Source organism: Martelella mediterranea, from assembly GCF_004342225.1.
Taxonomy (GTDB): domain Bacteria; phylum Pseudomonadota; class Alphaproteobacteria; order Rhizobiales; family Rhizobiaceae; genus Martelella; species Martelella mediterranea_B.
In genome coordinates, this window is the sequence record NZ_SMAR01000027.1 from 1 (window position 1) to 16,602 (window position 16,602).

The 16,602-nt window shown below is 55.7% G+C and carries 14 protein-coding genes and 1 riboswitch; of the genes, 9 read left to right on the forward strand and 5 right to left on the reverse strand.

Annotation, left to right across the window (positions count from 1 at the left end; genetic code table 11):
- Positions 1-276: 276 nt before the first annotated feature.
- Positions 277-780 carry a DUF6622 family protein gene (locus EDC90_RS15185; protein ID WP_132313119.1) on the reverse strand — a complete coding sequence of 168 codons (504 nt, stop codon included), beginning with the start codon at positions 778-780 and terminating at the stop codon, positions 277-279.
- Between the two features lie 80 nt (positions 781-860).
- On the opposite strand from EDC90_RS15185, the gene EDC90_RS15190 reads away from it, so the two are divergent.
- The 6 genes from EDC90_RS15190 to EDC90_RS15215 all read left to right on the forward strand — a co-directional run bounded on the left by EDC90_RS15190 (position 861) and on the right by EDC90_RS15215 (position 8,569).
- A complete protein-coding gene (locus tag EDC90_RS15190; protein WP_132313121.1) occupies positions 861-1,697 on the forward strand; it encodes a LytTR family DNA-binding domain-containing protein in 837 nt (278 codons plus the stop codon).
- Between the two features lie 419 nt (positions 1,698-2,116).
- Positions 2,117-5,122, forward strand: coding sequence for a helicase-related protein (locus tag EDC90_RS15195; RefSeq protein ID WP_132313204.1), 3,006 nt, complete (start codon positions 2,117-2,119; stop codon positions 5,120-5,122).
- Positions 5,123-5,126: 4 nt separating this feature from the next.
- Positions 5,127-5,537, forward strand: coding sequence for an RNA-binding S4 domain-containing protein (locus EDC90_RS15200; protein ID WP_132313123.1), 411 nt, complete (start codon positions 5,127-5,129; stop codon positions 5,535-5,537).
- A 229-nt stretch (positions 5,538-5,766) separates the two neighbouring features.
- Positions 5,767-6,105 carry a ferredoxin FdxA gene (gene fdxA / locus EDC90_RS15205; RefSeq protein ID WP_132313125.1) on the forward strand — a complete coding sequence of 113 codons (339 nt, stop codon included), beginning with the start codon at positions 5,767-5,769 and terminating at the stop codon, positions 6,103-6,105.
- 531 nt (positions 6,106-6,636) lie between these two features.
- Positions 6,637-7,206 carry a CarD family transcriptional regulator gene (locus tag EDC90_RS15210; protein ID WP_132313127.1) on the forward strand — a complete coding sequence of 190 codons (570 nt, stop codon included), beginning with the start codon at positions 6,637-6,639 and terminating at the stop codon, positions 7,204-7,206.
- 490 nt (positions 7,207-7,696) lie between these two features.
- A complete protein-coding gene (locus tag EDC90_RS15215; protein WP_132313129.1) occupies positions 7,697-8,569 on the forward strand; it encodes an RNA polymerase factor sigma-32 in 873 nt (290 codons plus the stop codon).
- 55 nt (positions 8,570-8,624) lie between these two features.
- On the opposite strand, the gene EDC90_RS15220 is transcribed toward EDC90_RS15215, so the two are convergent.
- The 4 genes from EDC90_RS15220 to thiB form a co-directional block, all read right to left on the reverse strand.
- Positions 8,625-10,088, reverse strand: a complete 1,464-nt coding sequence (locus EDC90_RS15220) for a M48 family metalloprotease (RefSeq protein WP_165972855.1) — start codon at positions 10,086-10,088, stop codon at positions 8,625-8,627.
- A gap of 190 nt (positions 10,089-10,278) precedes the next feature.
- Positions 10,279-10,932, reverse strand: a complete 654-nt coding sequence (locus tag EDC90_RS15225; RefSeq protein ID WP_132313133.1) for a thiamine ABC transporter ATP-binding protein — start codon at positions 10,930-10,932, stop codon at positions 10,279-10,281.
- Between the two features lie 10 nt (positions 10,933-10,942).
- Positions 10,943-12,571: a thiamine/thiamine pyrophosphate ABC transporter permease gene (thiP, locus tag EDC90_RS15230; RefSeq protein ID WP_165972854.1), complete on the reverse strand. Its 1,629-nt coding sequence runs from the start codon at positions 12,569-12,571 to the stop codon at positions 10,943-10,945.
- 51 nt (positions 12,572-12,622) lie between these two features.
- Positions 12,623-13,639, reverse strand: coding sequence for a thiamine ABC transporter substrate binding subunit (thiB, locus tag EDC90_RS15235; protein ID WP_132313135.1), 1,017 nt, complete (start codon positions 13,637-13,639; stop codon positions 12,623-12,625).
- Between the two features lie 41 nt (positions 13,640-13,680).
- Positions 13,681-13,800: riboswitch (TPP riboswitch) on the reverse strand.
- 186 nt (positions 13,801-13,986) lie between these two features.
- Here thiB and EDC90_RS15240 point away from each other — a divergent pair.
- The 3 genes from EDC90_RS15240 to EDC90_RS15250 all read left to right on the forward strand — a co-directional run bounded on the left by EDC90_RS15240 (position 13,987) and on the right by EDC90_RS15250 (position 16,599).
- Positions 13,987-14,424, forward strand: coding sequence for an FKBP-type peptidyl-prolyl cis-trans isomerase (locus EDC90_RS15240; protein ID WP_132313137.1), 438 nt, complete (start codon positions 13,987-13,989; stop codon positions 14,422-14,424).
- A 395-nt stretch (positions 14,425-14,819) separates the two neighbouring features.
- Positions 14,820-16,436 carry a glucan biosynthesis protein gene (locus EDC90_RS15245; protein WP_132313139.1) on the forward strand — a complete coding sequence of 539 codons (1,617 nt, stop codon included), beginning with the start codon at positions 14,820-14,822 and terminating at the stop codon, positions 16,434-16,436.
- Positions 16,420-16,599 (forward strand): hypothetical protein, encoded by a 180-nt coding sequence (locus EDC90_RS15250; protein WP_132313141.1) that lies wholly within the window; start codon positions 16,420-16,422, stop codon positions 16,597-16,599. The genes EDC90_RS15245 and EDC90_RS15250 overlap by 17 nt, the downstream gene beginning before the upstream one ends.
- Positions 16,600-16,602 lie beyond the last annotated feature (3 nt).

A 16,602-nucleotide genomic window follows, 5' to 3' on the forward strand; every position in this document is an offset into this window, starting at 1 on the left:
ACGACCTGTGGAGAGCGGTAGGCCACGTGTGCGCACTGTTCTCGCCACAGGAATGCTGGAACTACTTCAAATCAACAGCATGCGTTGCAGACTAATCGCCCGATGCTCTAATATACTGAAAAATATGGTTTATAAATTGTTAATCCGCTATATCTGGTGGTGAACAAAACGGGAAAATGACGGTGTCAGCGATTCGTCTCTGATTCGTTCCGGCTTTGGTCTGAAAGTTAATTCTGGTGTCAGAATATGCGGATTTTTCCGCACATTCTGCTGTATTCACACCGCGTTTAAAACCGTGCGGGCCTTGTGGATATAGGCCGCAGAACGGGCGACGGAGAAGCCCGTGGCCAGACCGACAAAGAAATTGACCGTTGCCATGAACATCGGGTGAGAGCCAAGCTCGGGATTAACGGCCAGACCGGCATTTTGAACATAAAGAGCGGCAAAAAGCGTCAGAACCATCACCAGCGTGTGCCATTCACCCTCAATGTGTACGGTATTCTCACCGGCAGCTTTGAGACGGCGTTGCGGGCGGATGGCCAGAACCAGCCCAATGCCAGCAAGCGCTCCAAGGGCAAGGCCGGTGGCTGCTGCAGCTGCATAATCCAGTGTGACAAGACGATGAATTGCCAGGATCATGAACAAGGCAGGGATGATGACGAGCGCGCGCTGGTGTACGTCGCGTGCCTTAAACTGCTTGAGTCCGCGCAGAATGAGCACGACCAGAATGACCCAGACATAAATCGGCGTGCCTTCGATGATTGCGATGATCATATCCATTTCCTCGTCTTCCTTTCGGTTTTAGGACGCGATAATCTGCGGCCTTCAATGACGTTCAAGAGCCGCTCAGAAAAGCACACATGAATGAAACGCCGGAAAACTTCGTGGTTCGCAGTGGCCTGCATTTCGCGCTTCGTGAAATGCGGCGCGATTTCTCAAGCTGGCGTACATATGGTCTGCTCACGATTGTCATTCTGATCCTGGCCTGGTCTGGACCGTTCGGCACCCTGAGCGAGTTCGCCTTCGCAGAAAGGCTGGTTTACTGGGTCGCGGTTGTCTGTCTTACCTACGGCGCGGCACATTTTTTCGGCAATTGGGCCGGTTGGTATCTGCGCTCACACAAAGTGCCTGCACCACTGCATTTTGTTCTCATTACAGCGGCAGCCGGTTTGGCGAGCACAGTTGCCGTTATTCCCGTTACCATCCTCGTTTCAGGGACTGATGCTATTTTGCCGGGCGCGCTTTTTTCAACCGCCTATCATGCCTTTTTGGTCGCCGCTGCCGTCGTCGCCGCAATGATGCTTCTGGGAGAGAATGAACAACGAACCGAAAAGGCGGTGGACGTGGTTGCGGCGGATGAAAAGGCGACCCTTCTTTCAACGCCGCGGCTGGTTGCGCGGCTGCCGCTGCAAAAACGCGGGCGCCTGCTGTCTGTCAGTGTCAGTGATCACTATGTGGATGTCGTCACGTCCGCCGGCCGCGAAATGCTGTTGATGCGCCTGAAAGACGCCATTGATGAAACCGCGCCGGTTGAAGGGCTGCGTATCCATCGCTCACACTGGGTCGCGCTGGAGGCTGTCGCCGAAGTCGCGCGTGAGGACGGCAGAATTGTTGTGGTGACCTCAGCAGGTGCCCGCCTTCCTGTGAGCCGGACTTATCTGCCCGCGTTGCGTGAAGCAGGGCTTACGCCCGGGTAAAATCCGGCTTTTGTTCGCGTCCAGCTGTTAACACTTTGTCAGGAATGGTTAACAGTCGCGCTCTGCAATTGCCTGTTGTTCTCATGGCGGGCGTAACGCGAATCTAAATATAGATATGGAAATGAGTTCAATCGCAAAATGTAGCCGTGAACAAACCCGAAACTGAGTGGTGTCAGCGATTCGTCGTTGATTCGTTCGCGTCTGTTCTGAATATTAACAAAAACGCGCTTTTTCACCCTGAAATCTTATAGGCCCCTTGCTTGCAGCATCGTTGCAAGCCATTTATAAAGCCAGCGTTCGCTTTCATCGGCTTTCAGGAACAAGTGCGGTGAAAACTGATGATATGAAGCACGAACCGGGGGCAGGTGTTTTGGCCCTGGTTGCAGGAATTTGGGACCGGGACATTGAATGCACGCGCAATGATCTTGAGCGGTCGCGGCGTAACCGCGATGCTCGGTCCGACCAATACCGGCAAAACGCATTATGCGATCGAGCGTATGGTCGCACACTCATCCGGCGTGATCGGCTTGCCGTTGCGTCTTCTGGCGCGGGAGGTCTACGGGCGTCTCGTCGAGCGTGTTGGCGTCAACAACGTTGCCCTTATCACCGGTGAGGAAAAGATCGCCCCGCCCAAGGCGCGCTTCAGCGTTTGCACGGTCGAGGCTATGCCGCGTGAAGCCGATGTGGCTTTCGTCGCCATCGACGAAGTTCAGCTCGCCGGAGATCTGGAACGCGGGCATATCTTTACCGACAGAATCCTTCATTTGCGCGGCCGCGAAGAGACGTTGTTTCTCGGCGCAGCGACCATGAAGCCGATTCTGCAGTCCATGCTGCCCGGCATTTCGGTGATTGAGCGGCCGCGCATGTCGCAGCTGATCTATGCGGGACAGAAGAAAATCACGCGGCTGCCGCGCCGCTCTGCAATCGTCGCATTCTCCTCCGATGAGGTTTATGCCATCGCCGAGCTGATCCGCCGTCAGCGTGGCGGGGCTGCTGTGGTTCTGGGGGCTTTGTCTCCGCGCACACGCAATGCTCAGGTCGAGCTGTATCAAAATGGCGATGTTGAGTATCTTGTGGCGACTGATGCAATCGGCATGGGGCTTAATCTGGATGTCGATCATGTTGCATTCGCTCAGGATCGCAAATTTGATGGCCATCAATACCGCAATCTGAACCCGGGTGAACTGGCACAGATCGCCGGACGTGCTGGCCGTCATATGCGTGATGGCACATTTGGTGTGACCAGCCGTGTCGCCCCTTTCGATGCCGAACTGACGGAGAAGATCGAGACACATACATTCGACCCGGTTCGCGTTTTGCAGTGGCGTTCCAAGTCACTGGACTTTTCCTCGCTGGCTTCATTGCGAAGAAGCCTCGATGAGGTGCCGCGTGTGCAGGGGCTGACCCGCGCCCTGCCTGCTGTCGATCAGCGCGCACTGGAGTTTCTGGCCCGGAATCCGGAGATCGCCGAGAAGGCCGATCGGTCAGACCGGATTGAGATGCTTTGGGAAACCTGCGCACTGCCGGATTATCGTCGGATTGCTCCGGCACAACATGCCGAGCTGATTGCCTCGCTTTATCTCGATATCATCGAGCATGGAGCGGTGAATGAAGACTATATGGCGAAACAGGTGAAACATGCCGATCGAACGGATGGTGAGATCGACACACTTTCGGCCCGTATCGCCCAAATAAGAACCTGGACATATGTGTCGAACAGGCCCGGATGGCTTGCCGATCCGACACACTGGCAGGAAAAGACACGAAAAATCGAGGATCGGCTGTCAGATGCCCTGCATGAGAGGTTGACGAAACGCTTCGTTGATCGCAGGACATCAGTGCTGATGAAGCGCCTGAGAGAGAATGCAATGCTTGAAGCTGAAGTAAGCGTAAATGGGGATGTCTTCGTTGAGGGACATCATGTGGGGGAATTGGCGGGCTTCCGTTTCAAGGCCGCGTCGGGGGCTGAGGGTCCTGATGCCAAGGCAATTGAAGCGGCGTCGCAAAAAGCGCTTGCGCTGGAGTTTGAAGCGCGCGCCGCGCGTCTGCATGCCTCCGGTAATGGTGACCTGGCGCTGGATTCGTCCGGTCTGGTCCGTTGGCTTGGCGATCCCGTTGGCCGTCTGGTCGCCGGAGACAATGTCCTGCGGCCGCGTGTCGTGCTGCTGGCCGATGAACAACTGACCGGGGCAGCACGCGATCATGTCGTCGCCCGCATCGAGCGGTTCGTCAATCACCACATTCAGACTGTTCTGAAACCGCTTGACGATTTGTCTGTGGCAGAGGATCTGGATGGCCTGGCGCGTGGCCTCGCGTTTCAGCTGGTGGAAAATCTCGGCGTTCTGTTCCGTCGTGATGTGGCGAACGAGGTGAAGTCGCTCGATCAGGATGCGCGTGCTTCGCTGCGCCGCTATGGTGTGCGTTTCGGCGCCTATCATGTTTTCGTTCCGGCACTCTTAAAGCCAGCTCCGGCGGAGCTGATTACCCTTCTGTGGGCGCTGAAAAACGACGGCCTCGACAAGCCCGGCTATGGTGAGCTGATCTCTGTTCTGGCCGCCGGTCGCACATCGGTCGTCACGGATCCGAGTTTTGAGCGCGAATTTTACAAGCTTGCCGGCTTCCGTTTCCTCGGAAAGCGGGCGGTGCGGATCGATATCCTTGAGCGTCTGGCCGATCTCATTCGTCCGCTGACCCAGTGGAAACCGGAAGAGGGGGCGCAGCGTCCCGAAGGTGCATTTGATGGACGCCGGTTTGTAACCACGCCTGCGATGATGTCGATCCTGGGTGCGACACCGGATGACATGGAGGAAATCCTTAAAGGTCTTGGCTATCGTGCCGATACCGCGAGCCCTGACGAAGTTGCGCAGATTGAGGCTATTCAGGCTGAGCGTGACAAGGAGAAGGAACAGGCTTCCAAACCGGCAGGTGTGGCTGTTGAAACTGTCGCCAGAAAGCCGGCTGTAGCGGAACAGGCACAGAGCGCCGAGGCTGCGCCTGGAGAAGCAACAGCAACGCCTGAGAAGAACGAAGGCACTCAGCCTTCAGAGACTGAGCCTGCCGCCAATGCTGGAGACGATGCAGGCGCTGCATCTGCTGAAAGCGGGAACGCTTCTGAAAAGCCCGAAGAGGAAGAGCCCAAGCCGGTTCTGCTCTGGCGGCAGGGTGGTCGTAGTCAGAATGACCGTAACCGCACACAGCAGGGCCGCGGCAATCGTGGCGAAGCGCGTGGACGCGGAAATCAGAACCGCAAGGGCGGTGGCCCGCGTGGCGAAGGCGATCACAAGGGCGGCAAAGGACCGCGCAAGGATCGTCCCGGCGATAACAACAAGCAGCAGCGCCCGCAGCGCCGTGAACGTGACAAGCCGGTCGATCCGGATTCGCCTTTCGCCAAGCTGGCGGCTCTGAAGGCGCAGATGAAGCGGTAAATCAATGGTGGATGCGCGCGACACCGAAAATGCAGCCGTGTCGGCTCCGCAGCGGGTCGACAAGTGGCTGTTTTTCGCGCGTATCGTCAAATCGCGGTCACTCGCCCAGAAAATGGTGCGGGATGGGTATGTGCGCGTAAACGGCAGCCGCATCTACAGGCCAAGTGTCGAAGTTTCTGTTGGCGACCGTCTGGAGGTTTCGCTCCAGCGCCGTGAGGTTAGGCTGATTATAGCTGGTGCAGGAACCCGTCGCGGGCCTTATTCGGAAGCGCGCCTGCTTTATAAAGACGTGAGCCCGCCCCCGGAGGCCAGAGAGAAGATATCGGCTTTCGAGCAGGCTCAGCGGGTGCCCGGTTCCGGTCGCCCGACCAAGAAAGAGCGACGCGAGATGATGCGGTTTCGCGGTGATGACTGAAAGCCCGGAGAAAAAACGGCTTTTGGAAAAATCTACCCTACGCTTTCTGATTGGTAGTATGAAATAGCCTTGCCCGCGGCCCGGAAACCCATTACCTCACACCCATGAAAGTACTCATGCGCAGCTTCGTTTCTAAGCAGAGGTCGCGCAATCCCGGTAAATGGCATCCTGCGTTGGTTGACTGCGCATGTCAGCTTGCCGGAAAATGAAGGAATATCTGGAGTCTCGCATGACGTATGTCGTGACCGATAATTGTATCAAGTGCAAATATACTGACTGTGTCGAAGTCTGCCCGGTCGATTGCTTCTATGAAGGCGAGAACTTTCTCGTGATCCATCCTGATGAATGCATCGACTGTGGTGTCTGCGAACCGGAATGTCCTGCTGAGGCAATTAAACCGGACACCGAGCCGGGGCTCGACGACTGGCTGAAGCTGAATGCCGAATATGCAGAAACCTGGCCCAACATCACGATCAAGAAAGAGCCTATGGACGGCGCTGAAGAGATGGATGGTGTTGAAAGCAAGTTTGAGAAGTTTTTCTCCACCAAGCCGGGTTCGGGCGATTAAAGCGCCGGACGGAATTGCCTGATCAGTTTTTTTCATTGACGCGGTGCGTACAAACAAGAAACCCTGAGCATCCGGAGATGCGCAGTCACCGGCTGTTGTTTTGAGCCTGAAAATGGCTCAGATCTGGCCTCGGATTTGTCATTTTCGGTCCCTATCCGTTTTTTTGCGGCACATCACATTTAGGGGCTTGGCGAATGCTTTCAATTCGGTTAGGTCTCAGCCATGCTCCTTGTTCGCTGGCGGCATTTTGTCGCGGGCGTGTCTCGCATTGCTTTATCTTACAATTTATGATACAACTTCGGGACTGATCCAAAAAACGGCAGCTATGCCTGTTAGCCCGAGAAAGCAATCATCAAGCGTCCAACATTTTCCATGACCAGCAATTGGCTGCACGAGTCTGCGAATTCGTGACGTTTTCCATTGCCCGTTTAGCGGAGACAGTGGGCGGCAACCGCCGTTGACCGCCCATCCGGATGATCATTGTCCGGAACCGGCGCCCGCCGGATGCGTAACAGGGAGTTTGTAAAGCATATGACGATACAACAAAAAAAATCCTCAGGCCGTCACGGTTTCAAAACCGGTGAGTCCATTGTGTATCCCGCACATGGTGTCGGTACGATCAGTGCTATTGAAGAGCAGGAAGTCGCGGGCATGAAGCTCGAGCTTTTCGTGATCGATTTTGACAAAGACAAGATGCGTCTGAAGGTGCCGGTTGCCAAGGCGATGAGCATCGGTATGCGTAAACTGTCAGAAGACGATTTCGTTGAGCGCGCACTGAAGATTGTTCAGGGTAAAGCCCGGGTCAAGCGAACCATGTGGTCGCGCCGTGCACAGGAATACGATGCCAAGATCAATTCCGGGGATCTGATTGCCATTGCTGAGGTTGTCCGCGACCTTTACCGGGCAGATGATCAGCCGGAGCAGTCTTATTCAGAACGCCAGCTTTATGAAGCAGCACTTGATCGTATGGCGCGTGAAGTGGCTGCGGTTAACAAGGTTTCCGAAACAGAAGCCGTTCGTCTCGTCGAAACGCATCTTGCCAAAGGTCCCAAGCGCGGCAAGGCAACCGATGAAGACGATGCACAGGAAGAAGCTGCTTAATCAGGCAGCATTTCAGGTGTAGTGGCCCCAAACGGTCATTCATTGAAAATCCGGTCCTTTGGGCCGGATTTTTCTTTTTGAGGGCACGAAAAAACTGTGTTCTGCCATTGCCACCAAGGTCTGACAAAATGCCGGTCTGGCCAGACAAACAATCTTCCCGCAAACGCATTATCTCCCTGCCTGTCCGTTCCGCTGTGTTTTCGCAGTGGTCAGAAAGCTTGGCTGACAGCGCGATAGAGCGTCGGGCAAAAATCAGCTTCCGCTTTTCGATAATCCGATGCGTTAAAAGAAAGCATCTGAAGGGCTCCCACCTGAAATTGTCAGGAAAAGTGAACCAAATAGCCCTTTCTCACGTTTACACTTTTAGTGATCCGCCTGAAGCGTGTTTCCGGAGAAACGATTTCCGGTATCACCTGCCAGAACACATGGCTTTAAAGGCGGCTTTTCCCGGCTCTAACGCCGGGCGACAGGGGAACGCGGGAGACGTAAGATGAATCATTACAGCGCCGAAGATCACCGCATTGCCAGTGCAGCGATGGCCGCACCCTATCTCACGCGCGAGCAGGAAACTGCGCTTGCCACCCGCTGGCGCGAACGTGAGGACAATAAGGCCCGCAACGACATTGCAATGGCGCATTTGCGGCTGGTTGTCGCCATGGCGTCCAAATTCAAGGGCTTTGGCCTTCCCAAGAGCGATCTTGTGCAGGAAGGCTATCTTGGGCTTCTGGAAGCGGCGGCGCGCTTTGATCATGAGCGTGGCGTGCGGTTTTCCACCTATGCCAGCTGGTGGATCCGTGCCGCGATGCAGGATTTCGTGCTGCGCAACTGGTCGATTGTGCGCGGCGGAACAAGCTCTGCCCAGAAGGCGCTGTTTTTCAAACTACGCCGCTTACGGGCGCAGATTGCCGCACGTGACCGATCAATGAGCGCGCAGGCGATTTATGTGGAGATTGCCAGTCGTCTCGGCGTTCACGTGAATGACGTTCAGGCCATGGATGCCCGCCTCTCCGGCAATGATACCTCACTGCAGGCTCCGCTTGGCGGTGATGGCGAAGAAGATGGGGCTCAGCGTATGGACATGATTGTCTGTGATGCACCGCTGCCGGAAGAACAGGTCACCGGAATCATCGATGGTGAGCGTATTTCCCAAAAGCTGAGGTCGGCTCTGGCAAAGTTATCTCCACGCGAAAGTCGGGTTATCAAGGCTCGCAAACTTGCCGAAAAAGCAGCCACACTGGCGGAACTGGGTGATGAACTGGGCATATCGAAGGAGCGTGTGCGCCAGATCGAGGGGCGGGCTCTGGAAAAGCTGAAAGCCGCCATGACTGCAGATCCCCAGGCCAATGCATTGGTGCCAGCCTGAAACCGGCTTCAAGTCCGATCAATTTCTGATGTAAGCCTCAAAATGCCATGGTTGTTCACTGAGAAACAATCTTGACCTTCTGGCCAACAGAAAGTGATGCGCCTGCAGGCAGGGCATTTAATATCTGGAACAGCTCCAGCTTGCGGTTTGTGCCCATCATTCTTGCTGCCATGCTGGCAACCGTATCACCAGGCTGAACTTCAACGAGGCGTACACGAAGTGGCTGGACCGATGCGATTTCCTCCGGCGTCATCTTGTGGAAGCTGGAGCGCACCGAACTTGCGATTTCTTCAAGATTGGTGTTGCCGCGTGGCGTTGCCGTCAGAAGGCGATAAATATCGCCGCCAGAGCGGATAACCGTAACGTCAAACTGCCATTCCCCGGCATTTGCCCGCGCATTCGCGGCAGGCAGCCCGCCAATGGTCATGGCGCGCACAGTCGACGGGTCAAGCCCTGTTACCCAGCCGCTTTGAATATAGTCTTCCAGATTACGGCGACCATCGGCCTTAACCCCATCGAACCGGATTGCCACATTGTTTGGGCCTGTGGCCACAACGGAGTTGGCCTTGTCGGTCATGACGAAGCCTGGCGGAACCTGAAACGCGATTTTCAGCTCCGGGTGATAGAAATTCCGGTCACGAATATAGCCGTCTTCCGGGTTTGGGCCGAACAGCATGCCATTGATGCCATTCAGGAAATATTCCGAACCAATCTCGCCTGCTCCATCTTTCTTCGCGTATTGATCCGCCTGATCTTCTGCAAGCTGAATGCGCTGAGGTGTGCTGGGATGACTGGAGAGAAAGTCGAGGCTCGATTCACCGTCAGCTGAGGCTGACTCGTAAGCTGCGAAGGCTGCCATCGAGCGCAAGAAGCGGGCTGCGGCATGCGGGTCGTAGCCCGCTTCAGACAGCATACGGATGCCGATGGCGTCTGCCTCAAGTTCCTGCTGGCGTGAGAACGCAGCAAGACGCAGCTTGCCGCGTGCCGCGATCTTCTGAGCCTGTGCGCTGTCGGGAAGCACTTCGGCAACCACCTGATTGGAGATCGCCTCGGCTTCCTCGCGGCGTTGCCGCTCGATGCCATGATTGGCCGTCACATGCGCCATTTCATGAGAAAGAACTGCCGCCACTTCAGAAGCATCTGTGGCCAGGGCAAGAAGGCCGCGGGTGACATAAAGGTAACCGCCGGGCAGTGCAAACGCGTTGATGGTCGGCGAGTTCAAAATCGTGATCCGGTATGTCTGCTGCGGGTTTTCCGAAACCGCTGTCAGTGCGCCGGCGATGCGGGCAACCAGCTTTTCGACCTGAGGATCGCGATATTGTCCGCCGTAGGTCTTCAGGATATTCGGATGCTCGCGCGCGCCCATTGCCGCGTTTGGATCATTGCGGGTCAGCGCATCAACCGTTTGCAACCCCTGTTGATTTTCCGGAAGCACAAAATAACTGTCAGCCGTCTGGCAGGCACCGAGAAACAGCAAAGTGCACAATGCAGCGACCGTATTGAGGCGCCGTTTCCGCATCGGAGCGGCTGTTGCGACCGTTATTGGTCCCGACCCGTTTTTTCGTTCCATTCTCTAAGCGCCTGCTGATCGTTTGAACCGGAACCAATACAACGCCTGAGCGCGAATAAGTATCCGGCTTTTGGATGATGCCGCATCCCTCATTTGCCGCATCACACTGCACATTATGTGGCGTTCGGTTTAAAAACCGTCAATAGCGCGCTGAAAAGCGGCCATGTTCAATGACCAGTCGATGGTCGGCAAGCCGGTCCATCTCGTCTGGCTCATGAGACACCATGACAACCGTATTGCCGGTTTCGCGGTGAAGTTCAACCAGAAGCGCGCCCATTTCCGCTCTTGTATCGGGATCGAGCGCGGCAAAGGGTTCGTCCAGAAGCAGGACGGGACGGTTGCGCACCAAAGCGCGCGCAAAGGCCGCACGCTGTCGCTCTCCACCTGAAAGCGAGGCAACCTTTCGTTTTTCAAACCCTTTAAGGCCAACACGTTCCAGCGCCTTGCTGATGCGGGCCTTGTCATCCGGGCTCAGCTTCAAAGCGGGATCGATGCCAAGACCGATATTGGTGAAGATATCGAGATGCGCGAACAGGTTATTATCCTGAAACACCAGCGTGACGGGCCGATCTGCAATATGGATCCCGTTCATCACCTTGTCGCCGATTATGATGCGGCCTGTCGAAGGCGCCTCAAAACCGGCGATCAAATTAACCAGCGTGGTTTTCCCGGAGCCTGAGCGCCCTGTCACAGCGTTGATGGCACCTCCTGCGATGATACCGTCGAAGTTAAAGCGGTTCTCCCCCAGCGTCAGTGTGACATTTTCAAGCGCTATATCGGCTGATTTCATCATGTCGGTGTCCCTAAATCCCACCTGCTCTGGCCTTCTGGCCGCGCGTTCCGGCAATCATCAGCAACAGACAAACGAAGCCGAGAATAAGCGCAAGCCCGTTCGCATCAGCCGTGCGATAGCTGCCGAGGCGGCTGTAAAGCAGCCATGGCAGTGTCATCAGTTCGTTTCCGCCGAAAAGCGCGACAGCCCCCAGATCCCCGAGCGAGAGCGCCATGGCAAAGGCCATTGCCGTTGTCAGTGGTTTTCTCAAGCCCGGCCAGTCTATCGTTTTGAAGCGGTTAAAGCCTGAAAGACCGAGGCTTGCCGAAAGACGGGCTGTGCGGCTGCGGTGTATGGCGATGGCTGGCTGAAGAACACGCAGCACGAAAGGCAGGGCCATCAGCGTGTTGATGGCAACGACGATCACCGGCGCAGCCATTTCTGTCAGCCCGAACGGGCGCACCAGCAGGAACCAGCCGGTCCCCAGCACGATGGGCGGCACCAGAAGCACGAGAGACCCCATTGCGCCCATCAGGTCGGACAGGCCACGGTCAAAGGATGATGGGTGCTTCATCGCTGCGATCGCACTGGTTGCCGCAATAAAAGAGAGTGCAATGGCAAGACAGATAATCGCGGCGGAAAACGCAATTGAAAGACTTGTTGCAAGTGCACGCAGGAAAACCGGTTCCCGAATGATTTTAAGAAGATCGGCCTGAACGCCTTTGAAGACGATGATCAGCAGCGGCAGCGCCAGAAAAACGGCAAACAGTCCGATCAGTCCGGAATCAGCCAGCCTCAGGCGGCCTTTGCGGCTGTCGGGGCGCGTCTGAGTGGTATCGGCACTTGTTCCGGGATCCTTTGGCTTGGGAAAGAAGGAAAGCCCAAAAAGGACAAGTGCGGTCAGTACGATCTGCATGCCTGCCAGCGCCACAGCGCGTGATGGATTAAAATCGAAGCGCAACGCCTGATAAATCGCGACTTCCAGCGTTGTTGCTGCAGGGCCGCCCCCTAAAATCAGGACCAGTGTGAACGATGTTGCGCATAGCATGAAAACCAGACCGGCTATGCCAGGGATCAGCGGAGCGATGACCGGCCATTCGATGAACCGGAAGACCGAGCGCTGTGGCATGGAAAGCATTGCAGCAGATTTGAAGTACTCCTGCGGCACACGCTCCAGACCGGCAAGGAACAGGCGTGCGGCAAGCGGGAGGTTGAAATAAACATGGGCCAGAAGAATGCCCTGCAGCCCGTAAATCTGAAGCGGACGGTCATAACCGGCAAAAGCGACCAGGTCATTAAAGAGGCCCTGCCGTCCCCAGACACCAATCAGCCCGAGGGCGCCGATAAGAACGGGAAGGCCGAGTGGAACGGCCATCAGACGAATAATCCAGAGCCTGCCGGGAAAGTGTGGCTGACGGGCGAGCGCACGTGCGACCGGTATGGCGAAGATCACCGACAAAGCTGTTGATAGCAAGGCCTGAAACAGGGTGAACCGAAGAATGCGCCAGACATAAACGTCGCTCAAAACCGCAGAAAGCGCGGCCTCGCCGCCGGAGCGCAGCAGTGCAAGAACGGCCGCAGCAATGAACAGGCAAACCGCGCCAAGTGCGATGGCACCAGCGCGGTAAGAGCGGCGGAATTCTGAAGCAGACAGATACAAGGGCGCTGACTTTCGGTTGATAGGCTGAAGACCCGCTCAGAGCGCGTGGCGTTAGCGGGCGCTCATTGCGTTCAGCCACTCATCAATCCAGGCCTGCCGGTTTTCGGCAACGGTCTTCGGCGAGAACTGCAGCGTCTTCGTCGGTTTGACCGCATTTTCAAAAGCAGCGGGAAGTGGGTTCGACGTTTTCGCAGCAGGCATCATCCAGTTATGCGTCGGGATGGTATCCTGAAAGCCGGGCGTCAGCATGAAGGCCAGAAAGCGTTCCGCCAGCTCGGGCACATCCGTATTCTCAGTCATTGCTGCGACTTCAACCTGAATGTAAAGCGCATCGATATCAGCGGCCTTGTACCGTTCAGAATTTTCGGCAATTTCGTGATAGGCTGGCGATGTGGTGTAGGAAAGCACCATGGGCGCTTCACCATCGGTAAACAGGCTATAGGCTTCCGACCAGCCGGGTGTGACAGTGAGAATGCGCTTGCTTAGGCTCTTCCATTTGCCGGCGGCCTCGTCACCATAAACCGATTTCATCCAGAGCAACATGCCGAGACCCGGTGTCGAGGTGCGGGGGTCTTCAATCACAATTTTCTGGTTCTTGGGTCCATTGACGAGGTCATCGAGGCTGGTGGGCGGCGTTTCGATGCTTTCGGTGTCATAAACAACATCGAAATAGCCATAGTCGAAGGGAATAAAGGTGTCGTCCGACCAGCCGCCGGGAATATTGATTGATCCTTCAGGAAGGCTGACAGGCGCAAAGAGTCCGGTCTCGCGTGCTTCATAGGTCAGGTTGTTATCCAGCCCGAGAACGATGTCGGCCTGGCTGGTTTTGCCCTCAAGCTTCATCCGGTTCAAAAGCGCTACGCCATCGGCAACACTCACGAATTTAAGAGTGCAATCGCACTCTGCCTCAAACGCCTCTTTGACCAGAGGCCCCGGACCCCATTCGGCATTGAAACTTTCATAGGTGTAGACGGTGAGCACTGGCTTTTCATCTGCGAAAGCGGGGGTGCTGGCCCCTGCAAAAGCTGCCAGAGCGGCTAGCATCGTCAATGGAAGAATTCTCGGCATGACGCCACCTCCTTTATTGGTCAATGGGAAAAGGGCGTCGAATGTTTCGCGCATCTAATCCCTCCGCCGGTTTTAACCGGATCAGGTTCCTCGGGTTGGATCCAAAAGTCCTCTCAGCGTCGCCTTTCAAATTCAGTGCGACCGCACCCCGTTAGAGCAAGTTGATGAGTATCGCGCCCCGGCAGGTGATGCAAGAGCGGAAAACTCGGTGCCTGCGGGGTTTGAAACCAGCGTGGAAAAACATTAGGTTGGTGCTTCGCTTGGGCTTCCAAGCGAACCCGCCAGTCGTCATGCAAAGGAGTGTGTCGGCTCATCCTGAGAAGTGTTCGCAAGGAAGGAGCACACAAATGGCAGAAGCAAAGAGCGGGGACACCGTTCGTATTCATTACACAGGGACCCTGAACAACGGTTCGACCTTCGATTCCTCACAGGGGCGTGACCCGCTGGAATTTACCGTCGGCGCCGGACAGATCATCCCAGGTCTTGATCGTGAGATCGAAGGCATGAGCGTTGGTGATACGCGTCAGGTCAAGGTTGCCTCGGAAGAGGCTTATGGCGCGCATGATCCGCAGAAGGTTCAGGTTGTACCGAGTTCGGCCATGCCGCAGGATGCTGAAATCCAGCCCGGCATGCAGCTGCAGGCCCGCACGCCCAACGGCGACACCGTGCCGCTCGTCGTGACCAAGGTTGAAGAAGATCAGGTTACCGTTGACGCAAACCATCCGCTGGCAGGCGAAGATCTCAATTTCGCTATCGAGCTTGTGGAAATCGTCAACGCTGCTTAAGTATACCCGATAACGGAACGAATTGTCTGGTGACTGCAATCCGGGTGCGCCGCAAAAAACTTTTCGGCCTGAGCCCGGCATGATTGTGACCGGATGATTTTTTTATTTGAGGCTGGAGTGCGAAATCGCATTCCAGCCTCTTTTTGTCAGTAGCATTTTCCAGAAGGGCAATTTATGAACGAGACGGTTGAAAAATGCGATTTATTTTGCCGGGGATACGGAACCACAGCCCTTCTGTTCCGTTAGGAAATCGACTCGTTTTTTAGCATGAGCAGCCGCTTCGGGATTTCAGACCTGTTGCGGCTCAATTTTGGCGGGCGGTCCGACGGAAAAGTTATTGGGCGACAGGCGTTTTCGATTAGGCGATTGGTTGGTTTGAATTGGTTGGACGGATTATGAAACGACGCAGCTTTCTGACGCAGACGGCCGTGGGGGCCTTCGCGTTCTCAGGTTTATCAGGAAAAGCTTTCGCGCAGGATGCGCCGGTCGAGCCGGACAAGGTGCCGATGCAAGGCGAGAATACGCAGCCCGCCGAACCGCAAGAATCCTTCTCTTTTGACAAGCTGACAGAGCAGATGCGGGTCAAAGCGTCGAAGCCTTATTCTGCGCCAGCCGAGAACGTGCCCGAAGCATTTCAGAAGCTGGACTACGATGGCTATCGTGCAGTGCGGTATGATCCCAACAAGGCGATCTGGCGTGATCGTTCAGCGTTCCAACTTCATGTTTTTCCGCTTGGCTGGCTGTTCAAAACGCCGGTAGACATTTACGAGGTCGCGGGTGGCGAAGCCGAAAAGCAGGTTTTTTCAGCAGACGATTTCATCTTTCAGCCGCCACTCAATCCTGCGGACTTTTCAGGCGTCGAGCTGCCGGGCGTCGCCGGTTTTCGCATCAATTATCCGCTCAATCGTCCCGATGTCAGCGACGAACTGATTTCATTTCTCGGATCTTCCTATTTCCGCGCTCTTGGTGAGGGCAATATCTACGGACTTTCAGCGCGCGGCCTTGCCGTGAATACGGCAACACCGTCCGGCGAAGAGTTTCCCCGTTTCTCAGCCTTCTATGTTGTGCGCCCTGAAACCGGCACGGAAAAGATCACTGTTTTTGCTGCTCTGGATGGGCCGAGTGTGACCGGCGCTTATCGATTTATCATCACGCCCGGCATGAATACGCGGATGGAAGTGACGGCCCGATTGTTTTTCCGGAACGAAATCGAGCGTCTGGGCGTTGCCCCCATGACTTCGATGTATTTGTTCGGACCCGCAAACCATCACGCTTTCGACGATTACCGTGAGCGCGTCCACGACAGTGAGGGCCTTAAGATCGTTCGCGCGGACGGAACAGAATTATGGCGCAGCCTGCACAACGGCAAGAAGCTGGCCAATTCCTATTTTTCGGAAACCAGTCCGCGTGCCTTCGGGCTTTACCAGCGGCATCGGGATTTTGAAGATTATCAGGATGCCGAAGCACATTATGAGCGTCGCCCGTCACTTCTGGTCGAACCGCTCAGCGACTGGGGTGAAGGCAATATCTCACTTGTCGAGATTCCGACGGATAAGGAAGTCAACGATAATATCGTCTGCTTCTGGCAGCCGAAAGAAAAGCCGCAGGCCGGCGGGTCTGCGGAATACAGCTATCGTCTGACCTGGGGGGCGATCGAAGAAGATCGGTCCCGGCTGGCGCGTGTCGTTGAGGTGCGCAGCGGTGAGGGCGGTGTATCCGGCGGAAACAGTGCCGACGGTGTGCGTAAGCTGATCGTCGATTTCGCCGGTGGCGCGCTGGATGATGCTGTTGCAAGCGCCAAGATTTCCGAACGTCTGCACGTCACCAATGGTGAGGTTGTGCATTCCACTGTTTCGGCGATCCGCAATGAGAATATCTGGCGCCTCGCCATCGACATCAAGCCTGATGGCGACAAGCCTGTCGAGATTGTCGGCGCGTTGACGAACGGCGATCGCGACATATCTGAAGTATGGCTTTATCAATGGAGAATGGGTGATGACCAACCGAATTGAAGAAAATCATACCGAAGCAGAGATCAGTCGCTATTTGCCCGACGCTGCACCGCTGCCGATGCCTGAGCAGGTCATCGAACGTGCTGGCTTTGTCTCGCGGATCGTTTCGGCACTGGTTCCTCCCCTGCAGAGCATTCCCGGCCTTCGGTCGCTTCGTTCCTGAAAC